This window comes from Micromonospora sp. WMMD882 (assembly GCF_027497255.1).
Taxonomy (GTDB): Bacteria; Actinomycetota; Actinomycetes; order Mycobacteriales; family Micromonosporaceae; genus Micromonospora.
Map to the genome: position 1 here is coordinate 5630051 of NZ_CP114903.1, position 20321 is coordinate 5650371.

Sequence of the window (20321 nt, forward strand, 5' to 3'; positions counted from 1 at the left end):
GCAGCATGACTACTGACGTCAACGTCAAGATGGACGCTCTGCCCGGCCTCGACCCGAACGCGTTGCCACTGCAGGTCAAGAACCTCCAGGTCGAGTTCCGTACCCGCAACGGCATCGCCCACGCGGTCAACGGGGTCAGTTTCGACGTGGCGCCGGGCGAGACCCGGGCGATCCTGGGCGAGTCCGGCTGCGGCAAGAGCGTCACCGCCCAGGCGATCATGGGCATCGTGGACTCGCCGCCCGGCTTCGTCACCGGCGGCGAGATCCTCTACCGCGGCGTGGACCTGCTCAAGCTCCCCGAGGCGCAGCGGCGCAAGGTCCGCGCCAACCGGATCGCCATGATCTTCCAGGACGCGCTGTCCGCGTTGAACCCGGTCTTCACCGTCGGGTTCCAGCTCGGCGAGCTGTTCCGCAAGCACCGGGGCATGTCCCGCAAGGACGCCAAGGCGCGCGCGATCGAGCTGCTCGACCTGGTGAAGATCCCGGCCGCGAGGCAGCGGGTCAACGACTACCCGCACCAGTTCTCCGGCGGCATGCGGCAACGGGTCATGATCGCCATGGCGCTGGCCCTCGACCCCGAGGTGCTGATCGCCGACGAGCCCACCACGGCGCTGGACGTGACCGTCCAGGCGCAGATCATGGCCCTGCTGGCCGAGCTCCAGCGGGAACGCAACATGGCCCTGGTGCTGATCACCCACGACATGGGCGTGGTGGCCGACGTGGCGGACCGGATCTCGGTCATGTACGCCGGCCGGGTCATCGAGGAGGCCGGGGTCGACGACATCTACGGCAGCCCGGCCCACCCGTACACCAAGGGCCTGCTGGAGTCGATCCCGCGGCTGGACATCAAGGGCCAGGAGCTCAGCGCCATCAAGGGGCTGCCGCCGATGTTGACGAACATCCCGCGTGGCTGCTCGTTCAACCCGCGCTGCCGGTACGCGCAGAACGTCTGCCGGGCCGACCCGCCGCCGCCGCTGTACACGGTGTCACCGGACCGGACCGCCGCCTGCCACTTCTGGAAGGAGGTCAAGGGCGATGAGTGATCTCGTACTCGAGACCCGTGACCTGGTCAAGCACTTCCCGCTGACCCGGGGCATCGTCTTCAAGAAGCAGGTCGGCGCGGTCCGCGCCGTCGACGGGGTCAGCATCGAGCTGCGCCGGGGGGAGACCCTCGGCATCGTCGGCGAGTCCGGCTGCGGCAAGTCGACGCTGGCCCGGCTGCTGGTCGGCCTGGAGACGCCGACCTCGGGCGACCTGTTCGTCCAGGGGCGGAACATGTCCACGATGGGCGCGACCGAGCGGCGGAAGGGTCGCCGCAACATCCAGCTCGTCATGCAGGACCCGTACACGTCGCTGAACCCCCGGATGACCGTCGGCGACATCGTCGGCGAGCCGTTCGAGGTGCACCCGGACGTGCTGCCGAAGGCGAAGCGGCGGGCCCGGGTGCAGGAGCTGATCGACCTGGTCGGGCTCAACCCCGACCACATCAACCGGTACCCGCACCAGTTCTCCGGCGGTCAGCGGCAGCGGATCGGCATCGCCCGGGCGCTGGCGCTCAACCCGGAGATCATCCTCTGCGACGAGCCGGTCTCGGCGCTGGACGTCTCCATCCAGGCCCAGGTGGTCAACCTGCTGGAGAAGCTCCAGGCGGAGTTGGGGCTGTCGTACATCTTCATCGCCCACGACCTGTCGGTGGTCCGGCACATCGCCGACCGGGTCGCGGTGATGTACCTCGGCAAGATCGTCGAGATCGGCACCGAGGACGAGATCTACGAGCAGCCGACGCACCCGTACACCCAGGCGCTGCTCTCGGCGGTGCCGGTCCCCGACCCGAAGCTGCGCGGGCTGCGGGACCAGATCGTGCTGACCGGCGACGTGCCGTCACCGGCCAACCCCCCGTCCGGATGCCGGTTCCGCACCCGATGCTGGAAGGCGCAGGACATCTGCGCCGAGCAGCCGCCGGCCCTGGAGGCACGGGAACACTCCGCTCACCCGAGCGCGTGTCACTTCGCGGAGCCGCGCGACGTGGTCCACGCCAACGGGTAGCCCGTGACGCCGCCGGCCCGGCCACCCGTACCAGGTCGACGGTGAAAGGAAGTGCCTCCTCAGTGTCCGGGGCGTCGGTCGAGACTCGGCCGGCGCCCCGGACCTGTTGGGCGCCCCCGGCGCGGGCGGTCGACGACGGGCCCGCGGGGCGTGCCGAACGACCGGGCCGCCGCGCCCCACGCGCCGCGGGTCAGAGCGGGCCGCGACCGGCGCGCAGCAGCAGCAGCGCCAACTGGACGCCGTCGGCCCCCAGCGCGGCGCGGAAGCGCTCCAGGATCGCCTGCTCCCGGGAGAGCACCAGCCGGGTGCCGCCGGAGGCCATCCGGGTCCTGCCGACCTGCTGCGACAGCCCGGCCCGTTCCTGCCAGAGATCGATCAGGGCCTGGTCGATCTCGTCGATGCGTTCCCGGATGGCGACGATCCGGGCCGCCGCGTCCGGCTCCTGCGTCCCGGTGCGTACGTCCAGCGGGTGCTCCTGGACGTCGGAGCGCTCTGTCCGGACCGGTTCGCCGTTCTGCTCCATCACGTCTGTCATCATCGGGTACCTCTCGCACGGTGGTGCCCGGTGCCCGGATCCCGGGACGAAAAAGCCCCGGACTCCAGGAGCCGGGGCCTTCGTAGGTCTGATCGATCAGGCGCTACCTACGGCTGCCGGACTCCCGCAGCCGTAGTAAAAGGAGAAGCGCTGGTCGAACACGTCGTCGAGTATGCCCAGCCGGCGACGCGCCGCGCAAGCGTTTCCCGGCGGCCCGGCGGGGAAGCGGGCCGCCGGAGAGCCGACGGGCGGGAATGTCGGGCGGTCGGCATAGACTCGCCGTGCGATGCATGCTCTCTTCGAAATCCCGCCGTCCCAGTCCGCGTCGGAGTCTCCGGCCGCCGTGCCCCGTCGGGCCGGCGCCGGCGCCGCCCGGCCCGATCCGCAGGCCCTCCTCGCCGGGCTGAACGGGCCGCAGCGGGAGGCGGTCACCCACGCCGGGTCACCACTGCTCATCGTCGCCGGCGCCGGCTCGGGCAAGACCCGGGTGCTGACCAGCCGGATCGCCTACCTGCTCGGCGCGCGGGACGTCCACCCCGGCGAGATCATCGCGATCACCTTCACCAACAAGGCCGCCGGCGAGATGAAGGAGCGGGTGGCCCACCTGGTCGGCCCGCGCGCCCGGCTGATGTGGGTGTCGACGTTCCACTCCGCGTGCGTACGCATCCTGCGGGCCGAGCACGAGCACGCCGGGCTGAAGTCTTCGTTCTCCATCTACGACGCCGACGACTCCCGCCGGTTGATGCAGCTCGTGGCCCGTGAGCTGGATCTCGACCCGAAGCGCTACCCGGCACGCGGGCTGGCCGCCCAGGTCTCCAACCTGAAGAACGAGCTGGTCGACCCGGAGGAGTTCGCCGGCCGGGCCAGCGGGCCCAACGAGCGGGCGCTGGCCGAGGCGTACACGCTCTATCAGCGGCGGCTGCGCGAGGCGCACGCGTTGGACTTCGACGACCTGATCATGACGACGGTGCACCTGCTCCAGTCGCACCCGCACGTGGCGGAGAGCTACCGCCGTCGGTTCCGGCACGTGCTGGTCGACGAGTACCAGGACACCAACCACGCCCAGTACGTGCTGATCAAGGAGTTGGTCGCCGGCACCGAGGGGATCGCGCCGGCCGAGCTGTGCGTGGTCGGTGACGCCGACCAGTCGATCTACGCGTTCCGGGGCGCGACGATCCGCAACATCCTGGAGTTCGAGCGGGACTTCACCGACGCCCGCACCATCCTGCTGGAGCAGAACTACCGCTCCACCCAGACCATCCTCAGCGCCGCCAACGCGGTCATCGACCGGAACACCTCCCGCAAGCCGAAGCGGCTGTGGAGCGACGCCGGGGCCGGCGAGCAGATCGTCGGGTACGTCGCCGACACCGAGCACGCCGAGGCGGACTGGGTGGCCCGGGAGATCGACCGGCTGGTCGACGCCGACGAGACCCGCCCCGGTGACGTGGCGGTCTTCTACCGCACCAACGCCCAGTCGCGGGTCTTCGAGGAGGTCTTCATCCGGGTCGGCCTGCCGTACAAGGTCGTCGGCGGGGTGCGCTTCTACGAGCGCAAGGAGGTCCGGGACGCGCTGGCCTACCTGCGCGCGGTGGCCAACCCGGACGACACGGTGAGCGTACGCCGGATTCTGAACACTCCCCGCCGGGGCATCGGCGACCGGGCCGAGGCGTGCCTGGAGGCGCTGGCCGGGCGGGACAGGATCTCCTTCGGGGCGGCGCTGCGCCGGGCGAAGGACGCCCCGGGCATCTCCACCCGGGCGGCCAACGCCGTCGCCGACTTCGTCGCGCTGCTCGACGGGGTACGCGAACTCGCCGCCACCGGCGCCCCGGAGGAGGTCCTGGAGGCGCTGCTGACCCGCTCGGGTTACCTGTCCGAGCTGGAGGAGAGCCTGGACCCGCAGGACGCCGGCCGGGTGGACAACCTCCAGGAGCTGGTCAGCGTGGCCCGCGAGTACACCGAGCGGATCGAGGCCGGCGGCGCGGAGGACGAGCGGCCCACCGTGGCCGGTTTCCTGGAGCAGGTCGCCCTGGTCGCCGACGCCGACCAGGTGCCCTCCGACGACCCGGAACACCAGGGCGTGGTCACCCTGATGACCCTGCACACCGCCAAGGGGCTGGAGTTCCCGGTGGTGTTCCTCACCGGCCTGGAGGACGGCGTCTTCCCGCACCTGCGCACCCTGGGCGACACCCGGGAGCTGGAGGAGGAGCGGCGGCTGGCGTACGTTGGCATCACCCGGGCCCGGCAGCGCCTCTACCTGTCCCGGGCGGTCACCCGGACGGCCTGGGGGCAGCCGGCCTACAACCCGCCGTCGCGCTTCGTGGCGGAGCTGCCGACCGAGCTGGTCCGCTGGGAGCGCACCGAGGGCTCGTACACCTCGTGGGGTGGTGGGGGCGGCGGGGTCGGCGGGCGCGCGGACGCCGCGGACCGCTTCGGCCCCGGTCGGGGCGGCGGCTTCACCGGCGGTACGCCGCGGGCGGCGCAGCTCGCCAAACGGCTCGGCGTGGACGCCAGTCGACTCACCACCGCCAGCGAGTTGCCGCAGGGCCCGAAGGTGGCGGTCGGCGACCGGGTCAACCACCAGCGGTACGGGCTGGGGCGGGTGGTCCAGGTCGAGGGGCACGGGCCGGGCGCGCGGGCGCAGATCGACTTCGGTGACCAGAAGATGTGGCTGGTGCTCCGGCACGCCCCGATCGAGAAGCTCTGAGGCGCGCCGGAGCGCCGTCGCCGGTCAGCAACCCAGGTCGACGCCCCGGGCACGCATGAACGGTGCCGGGTCGATCTGGTTCCACATGCTGCCCTCGTGCACCTCGAAGTGCAGGTGCGGGCCGGTGGAGTCGCCGGTGGAGCCCTCCCGGCCGATGGTCTTCCCGGCGTCGACCTTCGCGCCGACCGCCACGGTCGCCTGGCTGAGGTGGGCGTAGTGCGTCAGGTAGCCGTTGCCGTGGTCGACGACGACGGAGGTGCCGTACCCGTCGCCGGCGTCGCCGGCCTTGGTCACCGTGCCGGCCGCGACGGCGCGGACCGGGGTGCCGGCCGGCAGGGCCAGGTCGATGCCGGCGTGCAGCACGCCCCAGCGTGGCCCGTAGCAGGACGTGACGGCCGCGCCGGGCATCGGGTTCACCCAGGCGGCTTTCGGCTTGCTGGTGGCGCTGCGGGTCGGCTTGGGGGCCGCGGTGGCCTTGCGGGTGGCCCGCGGCTTCGTGCGGGCGCTGGCGCTCGGGCTCGGGCTCGGGCTCGGGCTGGCGGTGGTCGGGGCGGGCGTCGGGCTGGTCGTGGTCGCCGAGGGGCTGGGGCGGGTGGCCCGGTCGGCCCGCGCGGCGGCTTCGGCCCGTTCCTCGGCGTCGATCGCGACGGCCGACGGGGCGGGGGAGTCGTCGTGGCGGGCCACGGTGACGGTCACGCCGGTGAGGCCGAGGGCGACCAACGCCGCCGCGCCGGCCACCAGGTGCCGGTTGCGGGGCCGCCGGGCCAGCCGGTGCCGGGCCGTCCGGGGGTCCTTTCCGGCGCTGGCGGTGGTCTGCTCGTTCTGGGTGATGTCGTCTTCCTGCACGGTTGACCTTCGAGTCGTCGGCTACGGGACCTGAAAATCCTGAGGTCGACGGGTCGGCTGGGCGTGCCCGGGGCCGGTGGGCCGGACGAGGGTCGCCGGTCGGCTGTCCGGTTCCGTGCCGCTCTCGGGAGTTCCGTCCAGAAAGGTGATCATGCGGTCTGGTGACACCTGCCACATCTGATCAGGTGACGCAGGACACTGTTTCGCCGGGCCGCGCACAGCAAACCGCCCGGATCGGATGATCCGGGCGGTCAACGGGCGATACGGTGGGTCAGGAGGCGGACACGTCGCTGTAAAGTGCCTCGACTTGCAGCTTGATGTCCACTCCGCGTTCCTGGAGCCAGGGCACCGGGTCCAGCGGCTCGCCCTTGACGTGCACCTCGAGGTGCAGGTGGGCGCCGTAGGAGTGGCCGGTGTTGCCGACCAAACCGAGCTGGTCACCCGCCTTGACCTGCTGGCCCTCCTTGACGCTGAGCGCCGAGGAGTGGCCGTAGATGGCTTCGCTGCCGTCGGCGTGCCGAACGATCACCGTGTTGCCGTAACCGCCGTACCAGCCGGCTCTGGTGACCGTGCCGTCGTGGATCGCGACGTACGGGGTGCCCTCCGGGGCGACCAGGTCGATGCCGGTGTGCAGCTTCCCCCAGCGCATGCCGTACGGGGACTTGAAGTCGTAGCCCTGTAGGGGCAGCAGCCAGACCTCGGGCTCGGCGGCCTCGTCGGCGGCCATCCGGGTGGTGTCCCGACTGGCGCGCTCGTCGGCCCCGGCCCGGTCGGCGAGATCCTGGCTGGAGATGGAGGCCTGGCGGAGCTCGTCGAGCACCGACGGACTGACGCTCTTGGCGTCGGGCATCGCGCCGGCGCCGAGGGCGACGATCCCCGCGCCGACGAAGGCGCTGGTGACGACGGCGGCGTAGCGGCTACGGGGTGGGGTGGGTACTCGGCGACGGCCGCGATATCGATCGGGCTCATCCAACAGGCGCTGGCGCACGCACACCCTCCGTTGTCGGGTTTCGATGCGATCGGCCGGGTTCGTGACGCTGACGTGAACTCCGGCTGGCCGCGTCGTCACCCGTCCGTGGACCTGATGACAACCGTGGACACGGTAGCCAACGCCCGGACGCCCCACAAGCCGGAGCGCCACATTGCTAGTCAAATTTGTCCGATTGAAAGGCGACTTGCCCAATTTCGTCACCTTTGCCATTCGTCCTCGTTACCGGCTTTTCGTCGCTCTCCGTAACCACTACGCACCGTGTGTCCGCCTCGCGTTCCACTCGCGTCCGACTCGGTCGGAGTCATGCCGCCCGTCGATGGGACGACAGGCGGATTTCCGGCCGGGGCCCGGCCGGGTTACCGTTCGTTCAGGCAGCGTGTCGCAGAGCCGGGAAAGGTGTGCGCTGATGAGCTCTCGGATTCGGGTCGTCGTCGCCAAGCCCGGCCTGGACGGGCACGACCGCGGCGCCAAGGTGGTCGCGCGGGCCCTGCGGGACGCCGGCATGGAGGTCGTCTACACCGGCCTGCACCAGACCCCGGAGCAGATCGTGGAGACCGCCATTCAGGAGGACGCCGACGCCGTCGGGCTCTCCGTCCTCTCCGGCGCGCACATGACCCTCTTCCGCCGGGTGCTGGAGCTGCTCTCCGAGCGGGACGCGCGGGACATCGTCGTCTTCGGCGGCGGCATCATCCCGGACGCCGACCTGCCCGAGCTGGAGCAGCTCGGCGTGGCGAAGATCTTCACCCCGGGCGCGACCACCCAGTCGATCGTCGAGTGGGTCCGCGAGAACGTCGCGCAGCCGGTCGGCTGACTACCGGGCGGGTCGCGGAAACCGGTGGGCCGCCGAACCCAGTCGGTGGCGGGCCGGTCCGGCCGGCGGGCGACCCCGCAGACGGGGGGAGGGACCGGACGCACCCCTCACACGTCCGGCCCCTCTATGCACGATGCCCCGCCGCCACCCCTCGACCGACAGGGCATCGGCCGTCTCCCGTCATCGCGCCACCAGCGCTCCGACACTTCACCTAACGACGGCTTCCCGCGCCGGTTACGCCCTCCCGCCCGACTGCTTTCCCCGTCCGCGCGGCGGCCGTTCCTCCGCCGCGCGGCGGCCGTCGCCACCGCGGCGGCCGGAAGCCTTCCCGGGCCCGGCCGGGCGGGCCGGAGCGCTGTGCGTTTCCGCACACCACGCACCCGCTCGGTTGCCGGTCGTGCCCTTCTCGTTAGGCTGCCGCAAACAGGCCTGTCTTCTGTGACGACAGGTGTCAGGCACTTTCCAACGCTGGTGGCGGCGCGACGGCGCGCCGCGGAGACGGGACGGGACGCGCAATCGTGGACCTGTACGAGTACCAGGGGCGGGACCTGTTCGAGCGGCACGGGCTCCCCGTGCTCGCCGGCGGCGTCGCCACGACCCCGGAGGAGGCCCGCGCGATCGCCGAACGCCTCGGCGGCCGGGTGGTCGTCAAGGCTCAGGTGAAGGTCGGTGGCCGTGGCAAGGCCGGCGGCGTCAAGCTGGCCGAGGGCACGGACGAGACGGTGGCCCGGGCCACCGACATCCTCGGCATGGACATCAAGGGGCACACCGTCCACAAGGTCATGATCACCGTGACCGCGGACATCGCCGAGGAGTACTACTTCTCGTACCTGCTCGACCGCGCGAACCGTACCTTCCTGTGCATCGCCAGCGTGGCCGGCGGCATGGACATCGAACAGGTCGCCGCCGAGACCCCGGACAAGGTCGTCAAGACCCCGATCGACGCCACCGTCGGCGTGGACGAGGCGAAGGCGCGGGAGATCGTCACCGCCGCCGGCTTCCCCGCCGAGGTCGCCGACCAGATCGCCGGCATCGCCACCCAGCTCTGGCAGGCGTTCGTCGCCGAGGACGCCACCCTGGTCGAGGTCAACCCGTTGGCCCGCACGGCGGACGGCACGGTCCTGCTGCTCGACGCGAAGGTCACCCTGGACGCCAACGCGGACTTCCGGCACCCGGACCACGAGGCGCTCGTCGACCAGGCCACCGTGGACCCGCTGGAGCAGCGCGCCAAGGAGAAGGACCTGAACTACGTCAAGCTCGACGGCGAGGTCGGCATCATCGGCAACGGCGCGGGTCTGGTCATGTCGACCCTCGACGTGGTCGCGTACGCCGGTGAGCGGCACGGCGACGTCAAGCCGGCCAACTTCCTCGACATCGGCGGCGGCGCGAGCGCCGCGGTGATGGCCAACGGCCTGGAGATCGTGCTCTCCGACCCGTCGGTGCGGAGCGTCTTCGTCAACGTCTTCGGCGGCATCACCGCCTGCGACGAGGTCGCCAACGGCATCATCCAGGCGTTGGCCCTGCTCGAGGAGCGGGGCGAGCAGGTCACCAAGCCGCTCGTGGTCCGCCTCGACGGCAACAACGCCGAGGCCGGCCGGGCGATCCTGGACGGCGCGAAGAACCCGCTGGTCGAGCGGGTCGACACCATGGACGGCGCGGCCGAGCGGGCCGCCGAGCTGGCGGCTGCGGGGGTCTGACGATGGCGATCTGGCTGACCAAGGACTCGAAGGTCATCGTGCAGGGGATGACCGGCTCCGAGGGGTCAAAGCACACCCGGCGGATGCTCGCCGCCGGCACCCAGGTGGTCGGTGGCGTGAACCCGCGCAAGGCCGGCACCACCGTCGACTTCGACGGCACCGAGCTGCCGGTCTTCGCCAGCGTGGCCGACGCCATGAAGGAGACCGGCGCGGACGTCACGGTGATCTTCGTGCCGCCGCAGTTCACCAAGGGCGCGGTGGTCGAGGCGATCGACGCCGGCATCGGCCTGGCCGTGGTGATCACCGAAGGCGTCCCGGTGCACGACACCGCCGCCTTCTGGGCGTACAACGTGGCGCAGGGCGAGCGGACCCGCATCGTCGGGCCGAACTGCCCCGGCATCGCCTCGCCGGGCGCGTCCAACGCCGGCATCATCCCGGCCGACATCACCGGCTCCGGCCGGATCGGCCTGGTCAGCAAGAGCGGCACGCTGACCTACCAGATGATGTACGAGTTGCGCGACATCGGCTTCTCGACCTGCGTCGGCATCGGTGGCGACCCGATCATCGGCACCACCCACATCGACGCCCTGGCGGCGTTCGAGGCCGACCCGGACACCGACGCGATCGTGATGATCGGCGAGATCGGCGGCGACGCCGAGGAGCGGGCCGCCGAGTTCATCAAGTCGAACGTGACCAAGCCGGTGGTCGGCTACATCGCCGGCTTCACCGCCCCGCCCGGCAAGACCATGGGTCACGCCGGCGCGATCATCTCCGGCTCGGCGGGCACCGCCGAGGCGAAGAAGGAGGCGCTGGAGGCGGTCGGCGTCAAGGTCGGCAAGACCCCGACCGAGACCGCCAAGCTGATGCGGGAGATCATGTCCGCCGGCTGAGCCCGACGTACCCGGCGAAGGGGACCGACCGCCTGGTCGTTCCCCTTCGCCGTCTGTCGGTCAGTTCCAGCCGGGGTAGTTGCCGGTGGCCCGCAGGACCGCGCTACCGATGATGTTGATGACGCCGAAGGCGATGGCCAGCCAGCCGAGGACCTGGGACTGGCCGTAACGGCGGGCGTCCCGGATCGACAGGTAGCCGAAGACGATGCCCAGCAGACCGCAGCAGAACAGACCGAAGACGATGCCGAGCACCCCCCAGAGGGTGGTGCGGTCCCGGCCGGCGGCGGCCGGCGGAGGTGGGGCGTAGGGAGCGGACACGGCATCCTCCGTACGGTCCTGCGGCGACGACCGACCGGCCGCGCCTGCGCCGAGGCTAGACCGGATGGGCCGTCCGGGGCGGAAGGATCACCGAACTCACCACGATCCGACGGGTTATCGGACTGCCGCCGCCGGTCGGGCGTGCCAGAGTAGAACCCGATGTCCGCCAGCGCCCCTGATCAGCCCCGCCGTTCCGCCGGTGCCGACACCGACACCCGGCCCGACCGGCGTGCCGGCCGCCGGCCGCCGGCGCGGCGGCCACCCACCCGGCCGCCGGGGCGGACCGGGGCCGGGCGGGCCCCGCTCGCCGTCGCCGCCGCGGTGGCCGCCGGTTGGGCCGCCCTCACCTCGTACCTTCCGGTCGTCGTCGTGCTCGGGCTCGTGCAGGTCAGCGAGGACGCCGGCTCGCTGGGCGGGGCGGCGCGCGCCGGCCTGGCCGGCTGGCTGCTCGGCCACGGCGTCCCGCTCGCCACCGCCGCCGGCCCGTTCGGGCTCGCCCCGCTGGCGCTCACCGGCCTGGTGGTGTGGCGGCTGATCCGGGCCGGCGTGCACGCCACCCGGGCGCTCGGCGCGCGGGGCAGCGGGGAGACCCGTCCGGCGTTCGTCGCCGCGGGCGCGGTCGCCCTCGGGTACGCGCTGCTCGGCGTGCCCGCCGCGCTGCTCGCCACCCCGGGCGCGGATCCGGTGCGGGCCGTCGGGGTTTTCGGGGCGGTCGCCGGGGCGGCCGCGCTGGCCGGGGCGTTGCGCACCACCGGCGCCGCCGGGGCGTGGGCCCGGCAGGCGCCCGCCGTGCTGCGCGACGGGGTCCGCACCGGTCTGGTCGCCGGGCTGCTGCTGGCCGGCGCGGGCGCGGGCGTGGCCGGGCTGGCCATCGCCACCGGCGGCGGGGAGGCCGCCGACATGATCGGGGCGTACCGGACGGGCGTGGCCGGGCAGGCCGGCATCACCCTGGTCAGCCTCGCCTACGCGCCGAACGCCGCGATCTGGGCGAGCAGTTACCTGCTCGGGCCCGGGTTCGCCGTCGGGGTCGACACGGCGGTCCGCACCAGCGAGGTGTCCGTCGGCGCGCTGCCGGCCGTACCCCTGCTGGCCGGGCTGCCGCGCGGGCCGGTCGACGGAGTGGGCGCGCTGCTGCTCGCGGCGCCGGTGCTGATCGGCATGGCGGCCGGCTGGCTGCTGGCCCGCCGGCTGCTCCGGTCGACCGGCGACGACCGGACGCCGCCCGGCTGGGGGCCGCTGCTCGGCGCGGCGACGCTCGCCGGCCCGGTGGTCGGGCTGCTGCTCGGCGCGGCGGCGGCGGCCTCCGGGGGGCCGCTCGGCGGTGGTCGCCTCGCCGACCTGGGGCCGGCCGCCTGGCAGGTGGCCGCCGTGGCCGCCGCGGTCGTCGCGGTCGGCGCGCTGATGGGGGCCGCCGCCACCCGCGCCTTCACCCGCCCGGACCGCCCCGCCCGCCCCACGTCGTCCCCGTCCGCGCGGCCACCGACCGAGGCCGACGCCCGTCCGCCCGCCCGCCGGGCCAGACCGGTCACCGACTGAGGCCGACCGTCATCTCTTCGATCGTCCCCGGCCACCGACCGGTCCCGGCCGGCGTGCGGGACGGGTGACCGACCGGCGGGTACGGCGACGGGGCGCCCGGCAGGCTCCGGACGCCCCGTGCGACGTGCGCCCCCGTCAGGGCAGGTTCAGCGAATCCAGGTTGAGCGCCGCCCCGACCACCACGTTGACCAGCCCGAGGACGATGCCGACCGCGCCGGTGACCAGGCCGGTGGTGGCCTGACTGCGGTTGTTGGCCAGCCCCTGGGCGGCCTTCTTCTGGCCCAGCACGCCGAGCACCACGCCGGCGATGCCGAGCACGATGCCGAGGGCCGCGCAGCAGATCGCGAACACGATCGAGGTGATGCCGACGATCATGGCGGCCAGGCCGAGCGTGTTGTTCTGCGGCGCCGGCCCCGGACCGTACCCGCCGGCCGGGTAGCCCGGCGCCGCGCCGTACGGCTGCTGCGGCTGCTGCCCGTACGGATCGGAGTACTGCTGCCCGTACGGCTGACCCGAGGTGGGCTGCTGCCCGTACGGGTCGTGCGGCTGCTGCCCGTACGGCGTGCCCGAGGTGGGCTGCTGCCCGTACGGCTGACCCGAGGTGGGCTGTTGGCCGTACGGGTCGTGCGGCTGCTGGCCGTAGGGCGCCTGCGGCGGCTGGGCGTACGGGTCGGAGTACTGCGGCGAGGTCGGGTCCTGCGGCGGCTGCTGGCCGTACGGGTCCTGACCGGGGTTACCGGGCTGCATGTGAACTCCCTTTATTGGGGCTGAGGACGACTCAGACGGTCGTGTCGGCGCTCATGATCGACCCGAGACCGCCCAGCAGGCAGCAGACGAGCGAGATGGCGTACCAGACGAGACCGACGATGAGGGCCCACTTCGACCACTTCTTGCTCTCCGCGGCCGCCGCCTGCGCCCCGGCGTAGTCACCCTGCTGGAGCAGCGGGTTGACCTTCGAGGCGTTGATCAGGGCGGGGATGGCCAGCGGCCAGAACAGGAAGATCGCGACGATCGACATGGTCATGTTGTTGTCGACCTGGGGCGGCTGGGAAGGGTATCCGGGCTGCATCGAGTATGACTCCTTGTTCGGGTGACCGGACCGGTTGCGTGACGTGCGGGGAAGCCACCGGCACGGGTCGAGGTTCGAGCGTCGGCAGAGTACCTGTTCGGTGCGACTTCTGCTGGCGCTGACCTGCGGTCGTCCCACGGTCGGGGCCGACCGGCCCGGATGCCGGCCAGCGGAAGGGCCGCACGGGTTGCCCGATAGGGTGACCGGGTGACCGAGCCCGCGTCCGTCGCCCGCATCGTCGTCCTCGTCTCCGGCTCCGGCAGCAACCTCCAGGCGTTGCTCGACGCCGCCGCCGACCCGGCGTACGGCGCCCGGGTGGTCGCGGTGGGCGCGGACCGGGACGGCATCGCCGGCCTGGACCGGGCCGCCGCCGCCGGCGTGCCCACCTTCGTGGAGCGGCTGAAGGACCACCCGACCCGCGAGGAGTGGGACGCCGCGCTCGCCGCCCGGGTCGCCGCGCACCGCCCCGACCTGGTGGTCTCCGCCGGTTTCCTGAAGCTCGTCGGCGCGCGTTTCCTGGCCGCGTTCGGCGACCGCTACCTCAACACCCACAACACCCTGCTGCCGGCCTTCCCGGGCATCCACGGCCCCCGCGACGCCCTCGCGTACGGCGTGCGGATCACCGGGGCCACGCTGTTCTTCGTGGACGCGGGCACCGACACCGGGCCGATCGTGGCCCAGGTCGCGGTGCCGGTCCGGCCCGACGACGACGAGGAGACGCTCACCGAGCGGATCAAGGTCGCCGAGCGGCGGCAGCTCGTCGAGCAGGTCGGCCGCCTGGTCCGCGAAGGTTGGACGATCACCGGAAGAAAGGTCACCATCGGAGTGAACACCCCCGAGGACGGGCGTCGGCCGATCCGGCGGGCGCTGGTCAGCGTCTACGACAAGACCGGGCTGGCGGAGCTGGCCCAGGCCCTGCACGCCGCCGGGGTCGAGATCGTGTCGACCGGCAGCACCGCGGCGACGATCGCGGCGACCGGCGTTCCGGTGACCGCCGTCGAGACGGTGACCGGTTTCCCGGAGATCCTCGACGGCCGGGTGAAGACCCTGCACCCGTCGATCCACGGCGGCCTGCTGGCCGATCTGCGCAAGGAGTCGCACGTCGACCAGCTCGCCGCGCACGGCATCACCGGCGTCGACCTGCTGGTCTCCAACCTGTACCCGTTCCAGGCCACCGTGGCCTCCGGCGCGGGCCTGGACGAGTGCGTCGAGCAGATCGACATCGGCGGTCCGGCGATGGTCCGCGCCGCCGCGAAGAACCACGCCTCGGTGGCCGTGGTGACCGACGTGTCGGCGTACCCGCTGGTGCGCGCCGCCCTCGACGGCGGCGGCTTCACGCTGGCGCAGCGTCGCGCGCTCGCCGCCCGCGCGTTCGCCGACATCGCCGAGTACGACGTGGCCGTGGCGAACTGGTGCGCCACCCGGCTCGCCCCCGAAGGCGAGGAGTGGCCCGCCTTCACCGGGCTGGGGCTGCGCGCCCAGCGGGCGCTGCGCTACGGCGAGAACCCGCACCAGCGGGCCGCCCTCTACACCGACCCGGACGCCCCGGCCGGGCTGGCGCAGGCCGAGCAGTTGCACGGCAAGGAGATGTCCTACAACAACTACGTCGACGCGGACGCCGCCTGGCGGGCCGCGAACGACTTCGCCGACCGGCCGGCCGTGGCGATCATCAAGCACGCCAACCCGTGCGGCATCGCGGTCGGCACGGACGTGGCCGACGCCCACCGCAAGGCGCACGCCTGTGACCCGGTGTCCGCGTACGGCGGCGTGATCGCGGTCAACCGGCCGGTCACCGTCGAGCTGGCCGGGCAGGTCGCGGAGATCTTCACCGAGGTGCTGGTGGCGCCCGAGTTCGAGGCCGGCGCGGTCGAGGTGCTCCGGGCGAAGAAGAACCTGCGCCTGCTGCGCGCCCCGGCCTGGGCCCCGCCGCCGGCCGAGTGGCGGCAGGTCGGTGGCGGCGTGCTGGTGCAGCTCGCCGACCGGGTGGACGCCGACGGCGACGACCCGGCCGCCTGGCGGCTGGTGTCGGGCGACCCGGCCGACGACGACCTGCTGCGCGAGCTGGCGTTCGCCTGGCGGGCGGTCCGCTCGGTGAAGAGCAACGCGATCCTGCTCGCCGCCGACGGCGCGACCGTCGGGGTCGGCATGGGCCAGGTCAACCGGGTCGACTCGGCGCACCTCGCGGTGAGCCGGGCCGGCGCGGACCGGGCCAAGGGCGCGGTCGCCGCCTCCGACGCGTTCTTCCCGTTCGCCGACGGGCTCAGGGTGCTCGTCGACGCCGGGGTCCGCGCGGTGGTCCAGCCGGGCGGCTCGATCCGCGACGACGAGGTGATCGCCGCCGCCGCCGAGGCCGGCGTCACCATGTACCTCACCGGTACCCGGCACTTCTTCCACTGAGCGTGCCGATACCACCGGCTCCCTCCGGCAGCCACCTGTCGCCGTCGGAGGGAGCCGTGGTCGTTATGCGTGGAGTATCGGCGGCATGGACGTACGGTGACGCGGTGGTTAGGCTCTGATCTGTCGTCCGACCACTCCGGTCGGGAGCCGCGTACGCCGACGGTCCACAGTGGACAGGAGCCGAGATGATGATCAGCCGATCGAGGGTCGCCCGGACCGCCGCCGGCCTGGCGGCGGTGGCCGCCACCCTCCTGGTGTCGCCGGGTCCGGCGCAGGCGTTCTCCTCTCCGGCGCCCCGCTGGGACCCGATCTATTCCGAGGGGCCGTTCGGGAGCCAGGAGGAGTGCCTCCGGATCAGGGACGAGTTCCGGGCGATCGGCTACGTCACCGGCAAGTGCGGATACCGTGACCTCTCCGGCACCGTCAACGACGGGTGGTACTTCAACCACGCCGGCACGCCGCCCCGCCCTGAGTGATCCCTGACCAGCGACGCCCCGCGCTCCCGTGTCCCGTGCCCACGTCGGCGGGAGGGCGGGGCCGGGCGGCACGGCTAGCGCAGGGCCTCGACGGTGAGCAGGTCGACCCGGTCGAACAGGTCCATCTCCACGTTGCGCACCCTCGTGGAGTGGCCGAAGACGTTCTGCCCGTGCCGCAGCGGGATCACCGGCAGGTCCCGGGCCAGCAGGTCCTCCGCCTGCTGGTACTTCCGGATCGCCGCCTCCTCGGTGGCCGCCCGCGCCCCCTCGGCCAGTAGCCGGTCGAACTGCGGGTTGGCGTACCCGTAGTAGTTGGCCGAGCCGGTGCTGCTGTAGAGCGGCCCGAGGTAGTTCTCCATCGACGGGTGGTCCATCACCCAGCCCATCCGGAACAGCCCGACCGGCTCCCGCCGTTCCACCGCGGTCAGCAGGTCGGTGAAGCGGGGCACCGCGCTGCCCACGCACTCCACCCCCAGGTTCGACCGGAGCTGTCCGCAGGTCGCCTCGATCCACGCCTGGTGTCCGCCGTCGTTGTTGTACGACAACTCGATCCGCGCCGGCCCGCCGGCCTCCTCGTACAGCTTGCGGGCCTGCGCCGGGTCGTGCTCGCCGGCGGACCGGATGGTGTCCTCCCGGTAGCCGGCGACCACCGGCGACACGAACGAGCGGGCCGGCGGCTCGGACCCGTGGAACACCGAGTCGCTGATCGCCTCCCGGTCGATCGCCATCGAGATGGCCCGCCGGACCCGGGGGTCGGCGAACTCCTTCTCGAACGTGGGGAAGGCCAACAACTCCAGCGACGAGGCGGGGCTCTGCCGGAACCGGTCGCCCAGCTCCGCGCCGGCGGTGGCGAGCCGGTCGGTCGGGATGGTCTTGATCACGTCCAGGTTGTCCGAGAGGACGTCCTCGTAGGCCGCGCCGGGCTGCTGGTAGATCCGGAAGTCCACGCCGGCCACCCGGGGCTGCTGCCCGGGGAACGCGTCGTACCGCTCCACGGTGATGCTGGCGTCGTGCTGCCAGACCCCGCGCATCCGGAACGGGCCCTGACCGATCGGCGCCTGCCCGTACCCCTCGTCGAGCACGCCGGGGGCGGTGAACGCCGCCGCCGGCAGCGGGTAGAAGGCGGTGTAGCCGAGCATGCTCCGGAAATCCGCGTACGGCTCGGCGAGCGTGACGGTGAAGGTCAGCTCGTCGACCCGGGCCAGCCCGCGCAGCTCCCGGGCCTTCGGCCGCTCGCCCTGCAACTCGGGGTAGCCGAGGATCTTCTCGAAGAAGTAGCTGCTGTTCTGCTCGTTCGGCCCGTACGCCCCGTAGTTCCACGCGTCGAGGTAACTGTCGGCGGTGACCGGCTCGCCGTCGTGGAAGGTGTAACCGGGCTTCAGCCGTACCGTCCAGACCCGGTTGTCGGTCGAGGTGACCGACTCGGCCGCCTCCTCGTACGGCTTGTTCTGCCCGTCGTAGTCGACAAGCGGGCTGAACAGCGCGCTGAGCACCTGCGACCCGCTGGTCTCGACGGTGTTCGTCGGCACCAGGTGCTGCGGCTCGGCGATCTCGATCCGTACCGTGCCGTCCGGGTCGCGTTCCCGGGCTGTTTCCCGGCTGCCGCAGGCGGCCAGCCCCAGGGTCAACGCGAGCGGCACGACGGTCAGGGCGGCGAGCCCTCGAAGCTGCATGGCTCCTCCTCGTCCTCCGGCCCGGGTTCGTGGACGGGCGCGGTGGTTCCCGCCCTGGTCCGCTCGACGTGGGCGGACGTGGGCGGCGGTCTGACGCCGCGTCTGGTGGACGCGCGCGCCTGGGGGAACCTAGGCCATCCCACCTGCGAAAGTGACGGAGGGTGAACAATCCCACGTTCCGATGCGCCCGCGTCCGCGCAGGTCAGGCGGGACACGCCGGCCGGCGCGGCCGGGTCGGCGCAACGGCGGGTGCCGGGCGTGAGACGATCGGGGCGTGACGGCGACGATCCTGGACGGCAAGGCGACCGCGGCGGAGATCAAGGACGAGCTGCGGGTACGGGTCAAGGCACTGGCGGAGCGGGGCATCACCCCCGGGCTGGGCACCGTCCTGGTCGGGGCGGACCCGGGCTCCCAGGCGTACGTCAACGGCAAGCACCGCGACTGCGCCGAGGTGGGCATCGCCTCGCTGCGGCGGGAGCTGCCCGCCGACGCCAGCCAGGAGCAGGTCGACGCGGTGCTGGCCGAGCTGAACGCCGACCCGGCCTGCCACGGCTACATCGTCCAGCTTCCGTTGCCGGGCCACCTGGACACCCAGCGGGTGCTGGAGCTGATCGACCCGGACAAGGACGCCGACGGTCTGCACCCGGTCAACCTCGGTCGGCTGGTGCTCGGCTACGACGGGCCGCTGCCCTGCACCCCGCGCGGCATCGTCGAGCTGCTGCGCCGGCACGAGGTGCCGCTGCGCGGCGCGAACGTCGCCGTGGTCGGCCGCGGCAACACGGTCGGTCGGCCGCTCGGTCTGCTGCTGACCCGGCGCAGTGAGAACGCCACCGTCACCCTCTGCCACACCGGCACCCTCGACCTGACCGCGCACACCCGGGCCGCCGACGTGGTGATCGTGGCCGCCGGGGTGCCCGGCCTGCTCACCGCCGACATGGTCCGGCCCGGGGCCACCGTGGTCGACGTGGGCATCACCCGGGTGATCGGCACGGACGGCAAGGGCCGCTACACCGGCGACGTCGACCCGGAGGTCGCCGAGGTGGCCGGCAAGCTGGTCCCGATGCCCGGCGGGGTGGGCCCGATGACCCGCGCCATGCTGCTGACCAACGTGGTCGAGCGGGCCGAAGGCTGACCTCCGGCCCGGTTCGCGCGGTCGGTGCCTACTGCGTCATATGCCTCCGCCCCTGCCCTGCCCGGTGTCACGATGACTGATACGGTCCGGAAAACCGACTGGTAGCAGGGAGTGGGACGACCATGGGTAAGAAGGTCACTGTCGTCGGGGCCGGCTTCTACGGCTCCACCACCGCGCAGCGCCTGGCCGAGTACGACGTCTTCGACACCGTCGTGATCACCGACATCGTCGAGGGCAAACCCGCGGGTCTCGCCCTCGACCTGAACCAGTCCCGGGCGATCGAGGGCTTCGAGACGAAGGTCGTCGGCGTCTCCACCGGCCCGAACGGCGAGGGTTACGAGGCCATCGAGGGCTCGGACGTCGTGGTGATCACCGCCGGTCTGCCCCGCAAGCCGGGCATGAGCCGGATGGACCTGCTGGAGACCAACGCCAAGATCGTCCGGCAGGTTTCGGAGAACGTCGCCAAGTTCGCGCCGAACGCCGTGGTCATCGTGGTGTCCAACCCGCTGGACGAGATGACCGCGCTGGCTCAGATCGCCACCCAGTTCCCGCGCAACCGGGTGCTCGGCCAGGCCGGCATGCTCGACACCGCCCGGTTCTCCAACTTCGTCGCCGAGGCGCTCGGCGTGCCGGTGCGGTCGGTGAAGACCCTCACCCTGGGCTCGCACGGCGACACCATGGTGCCGGTCCCGTCGCGCAGCACCGTCGACGGCAAGCCGCTGCGGGACGTGCTGCCGGCCGAGCAGATCGAGGAGCTGGTGGTCAAGACCCGCAACGGCGGGGCCGAGGTGGTCGCCCTGCTCAAGACGGGTTCGGCGTACTACGCGCCGTCGGCCGCCGCCGCCCGGATGGCCAAGGCCGTCGCGGAGGACTCCGGCGAGGTCATGCCGGTCTGCGCCTGGGTCGACGGCGAGTACGGCATCTCCGGCGTCTACCTGGGCGTGGAGGCCGCGCTGGGCGCCGACGGCGTCAAGCGGGTCGTCGAGACCGACCTGGACGCCGACGAGCTGGCCAGCCTCAAGGAGGCCGCCGAAGCCGTCCGCGCCAAGCAGTCCGACGTAGCCTCCATGTAACCCCCACCCCACCCCCTCACCTCGTCGGTCCAGGGCAGATCGTCGTTAGTTGATCTCCAGCGACGACGATCTGCCCTGGATCGTGTCAGGGAGGGGCGGGGAGGGGGACGGGGGGTGGGGAGGGTGG

At 72.5% G+C, this 20321-nt stretch carries 18 protein-coding genes and 1 pseudogene; 12 read left to right on the plus strand and 7 right to left on the minus strand.

Translation table 11 applies throughout. The features are described from left to right. Positions 1-5: 5 nt before the first annotated feature. Together O7606_RS24290 and O7606_RS24295 are read left to right on the plus strand one after the other, a co-directional pair. A complete protein-coding gene (locus O7606_RS24290) occupies positions 6-1043 on the plus strand; it encodes an ABC transporter ATP-binding protein (RefSeq protein WP_281596311.1) in 1038 nt (345 codons plus the stop codon). Further along, positions 1036-2046 carry a dipeptide ABC transporter ATP-binding protein gene (locus O7606_RS24295; protein ID WP_281596312.1) on the plus strand — a complete coding sequence of 337 codons (1011 nt, stop codon included), beginning with the start codon at positions 1036-1038 and terminating at the stop codon, positions 2044-2046. The genes O7606_RS24290 and O7606_RS24295 overlap by 8 nt, the downstream gene beginning before the upstream one ends. A 190-nt stretch (positions 2047-2236) precedes the next feature. On the opposite strand, the gene O7606_RS24300 is transcribed toward O7606_RS24295, so the two are convergent. Beyond that, positions 2237-2584: a chorismate mutase gene (locus O7606_RS24300; RefSeq protein WP_281596313.1), complete on the minus strand. Its 348-nt coding sequence runs from the start codon at positions 2582-2584 to the stop codon at positions 2237-2239. Between the two features lie 283 nt (positions 2585-2867). Between O7606_RS24300 and pcrA the strand changes: the two genes are divergently transcribed. After that, positions 2868-5285 carry a DNA helicase PcrA gene (gene pcrA, locus O7606_RS24305; protein ID WP_281596314.1) on the plus strand — a complete coding sequence of 806 codons (2418 nt, stop codon included), beginning with the start codon at positions 2868-2870 and terminating at the stop codon, positions 5283-5285. 24 nt (positions 5286-5309) lie between these two features. Here the strand turns inward: pcrA and O7606_RS24310 are convergent, their stop codons facing one another. Both O7606_RS24310 and O7606_RS24315 read right to left on the minus strand, forming a co-directional pair. Continuing rightward, entirely contained in the window at positions 5310-6053 is a 744-nt protein-coding gene (locus tag O7606_RS24310; RefSeq protein WP_281599857.1) for a M23 family metallopeptidase, read from the minus strand. A gap of 349 nt (positions 6054-6402) precedes the next feature. Further along, entirely contained in the window at positions 6403-7119 is a 717-nt protein-coding gene (locus tag O7606_RS24315; RefSeq protein WP_281596315.1) for a M23 family metallopeptidase, read from the minus strand. Between the two features lie 409 nt (positions 7120-7528). On the opposite strand from O7606_RS24315, the gene O7606_RS24320 reads away from it, so the two are divergent. The 3 genes from O7606_RS24320 (at position 7529) to sucD (ending at position 10520) form a co-directional block, all read left to right on the plus strand. Further along, complete coding sequence (locus O7606_RS24320) at positions 7529-7933, plus strand: cobalamin B12-binding domain-containing protein (RefSeq protein WP_281596316.1); 405 nt, start codon at positions 7529-7531, stop codon at positions 7931-7933. Between the two features lie 518 nt (positions 7934-8451). Then, positions 8452-9630, plus strand: a complete 1179-nt coding sequence (gene sucC, locus O7606_RS24325) for an ADP-forming succinate--CoA ligase subunit beta (protein ID WP_281596318.1) — start codon at positions 8452-8454, stop codon at positions 9628-9630. 2 nt (positions 9631-9632) lie between these two features. Beyond that, positions 9633-10520, plus strand: coding sequence for a succinate--CoA ligase subunit alpha (sucD, locus tag O7606_RS24330; protein ID WP_281596319.1), 888 nt, complete (start codon positions 9633-9635; stop codon positions 10518-10520). Positions 10521-10580: 60 nt separating this feature from the next. On the opposite strand, the gene O7606_RS24335 is transcribed toward sucD, so the two are convergent. Next, positions 10581-10838, minus strand: coding sequence for a DUF4190 domain-containing protein (locus tag O7606_RS24335; protein WP_281596320.1), 258 nt, complete (start codon positions 10836-10838; stop codon positions 10581-10583). Positions 10839-10997: 159 nt separating this feature from the next. Between O7606_RS24335 and O7606_RS24340 the strand changes: the two genes are divergently transcribed. Further along, the gene (locus O7606_RS24340) at positions 10998-12374 is read left to right on the plus strand and encodes a DUF6350 family protein (RefSeq protein ID WP_281596321.1); all 1377 of its coding nucleotides are present in this window, start codon (positions 10998-11000) and stop codon (positions 12372-12374) included. 135 nt (positions 12375-12509) lie between these two features. Here the strand turns inward: O7606_RS24340 and O7606_RS24345 are convergent, their stop codons facing one another. Further along, positions 12510-13121 carry a hypothetical protein gene (locus O7606_RS24345; RefSeq protein WP_281596322.1) on the minus strand — a complete coding sequence of 204 codons (612 nt, stop codon included), beginning with the start codon at positions 13119-13121 and terminating at the stop codon, positions 12510-12512. A 31-nt stretch (positions 13122-13152) separates the two neighbouring features. Then, positions 13153-13443: a CD225/dispanin family protein gene (locus O7606_RS24350; RefSeq protein WP_281596323.1), complete on the minus strand. Its 291-nt coding sequence runs from the start codon at positions 13441-13443 to the stop codon at positions 13153-13155. Positions 13444-13650: 207 nt separating this feature from the next. Here O7606_RS24350 and purN point away from each other — a divergent pair. From purN to O7606_RS24365, 3 genes and pseudogenes are all read left to right on the plus strand, one after another. Then, positions 13651-14265 (plus strand): annotated as a pseudogene (gene purN / locus O7606_RS24355) (phosphoribosylglycinamide formyltransferase); the annotation flags it as partial. A gap of 3 nt (positions 14266-14268) precedes the next feature. Beyond that, positions 14269-15840, plus strand: a complete 1572-nt coding sequence (purH, locus tag O7606_RS24360; RefSeq protein ID WP_281599858.1) for a bifunctional phosphoribosylaminoimidazolecarboxamide formyltransferase/IMP cyclohydrolase — start codon at positions 14269-14271, stop codon at positions 15838-15840. A gap of 185 nt (positions 15841-16025) precedes the next feature. Continuing rightward, positions 16026-16316: a hypothetical protein gene (locus O7606_RS24365; RefSeq protein WP_281596324.1), complete on the plus strand. Its 291-nt coding sequence runs from the start codon at positions 16026-16028 to the stop codon at positions 16314-16316. Between the two features lie 74 nt (positions 16317-16390). Here O7606_RS24365 and O7606_RS24370 read toward each other — a convergent pair whose 3' ends face one another. Beyond that, positions 16391-17989 (minus strand): ABC transporter substrate-binding protein, encoded by a 1599-nt coding sequence (locus tag O7606_RS24370; protein ID WP_281596325.1) that lies wholly within the window; start codon positions 17987-17989, stop codon positions 16391-16393. A gap of 274 nt (positions 17990-18263) precedes the next feature. On the opposite strand from O7606_RS24370, the gene O7606_RS24375 reads away from it, so the two are divergent. Next, positions 18264-19121 (plus strand): bifunctional methylenetetrahydrofolate dehydrogenase/methenyltetrahydrofolate cyclohydrolase, encoded by an 858-nt coding sequence (locus O7606_RS24375; protein WP_281596326.1) that lies wholly within the window; start codon positions 18264-18266, stop codon positions 19119-19121. A gap of 122 nt (positions 19122-19243) precedes the next feature. Beyond that, positions 19244-20194 carry a malate dehydrogenase gene (mdh, locus tag O7606_RS24380; RefSeq protein WP_281596327.1) on the plus strand — a complete coding sequence of 317 codons (951 nt, stop codon included), beginning with the start codon at positions 19244-19246 and terminating at the stop codon, positions 20192-20194. The last annotated feature ends 127 nt before the right edge of the window (positions 20195-20321 follow it).

Excerpts from the sequence above, each read along its gene's own strand:
- O7606_RS24295 (WP_281596312.1), top strand. The coding sequence starts at position 1,036 with ATGAGTGATCTCGTACTCGAGACCCGTGACCTGGTCAAGCACTTCCCG.
- O7606_RS24370 (WP_281596325.1), bottom strand. The coding sequence starts at position 17,989 with ATGCAGCTTCGAGGGCTCGCCGCCCTGACCGTCGTGCCGCTCGCGTTG.
- O7606_RS24365 (WP_281596324.1), top strand. The coding sequence starts at position 16,026 with ATGATGATCAGCCGATCGAGGGTCGCCCGGACCGCCGCCGGCCTGGCG.
- O7606_RS24350 (WP_281596323.1), bottom strand. The coding sequence starts at position 13,443 with ATGCAGCCCGGATACCCTTCCCAGCCGCCCCAGGTCGACAACAACATG.
- O7606_RS24300 (WP_281596313.1), bottom strand. The coding sequence starts at position 2,584 with ATGATGACAGACGTGATGGAGCAGAACGGCGAACCGGTCCGGACAGAG.
- O7606_RS24290 (WP_281596311.1), top strand. The coding sequence starts at position 6 with ATGACTACTGACGTCAACGTCAAGATGGACGCTCTGCCCGGCCTCGAC.
- mdh (WP_281596327.1), top strand. The coding sequence starts at position 19,244 with ATGGGTAAGAAGGTCACTGTCGTCGGGGCCGGCTTCTACGGCTCCACC.
- O7606_RS24320 (WP_281596316.1), top strand. The coding sequence starts at position 7,529 with ATGAGCTCTCGGATTCGGGTCGTCGTCGCCAAGCCCGGCCTGGACGGG.
- pcrA (WP_281596314.1), top strand. The coding sequence starts at position 2,868 with ATGCATGCTCTCTTCGAAATCCCGCCGTCCCAGTCCGCGTCGGAGTCT.
- O7606_RS24345 (WP_281596322.1), bottom strand. The coding sequence starts at position 13,121 with ATGCAGCCCGGTAACCCCGGTCAGGACCCGTACGGCCAGCAGCCGCCG.
- sucD (WP_281596319.1), top strand. The coding sequence starts at position 9,633 with ATGGCGATCTGGCTGACCAAGGACTCGAAGGTCATCGTGCAGGGGATG.
- O7606_RS24340 (WP_281596321.1), top strand. The coding sequence starts at position 10,998 with ATGTCCGCCAGCGCCCCTGATCAGCCCCGCCGTTCCGCCGGTGCCGAC.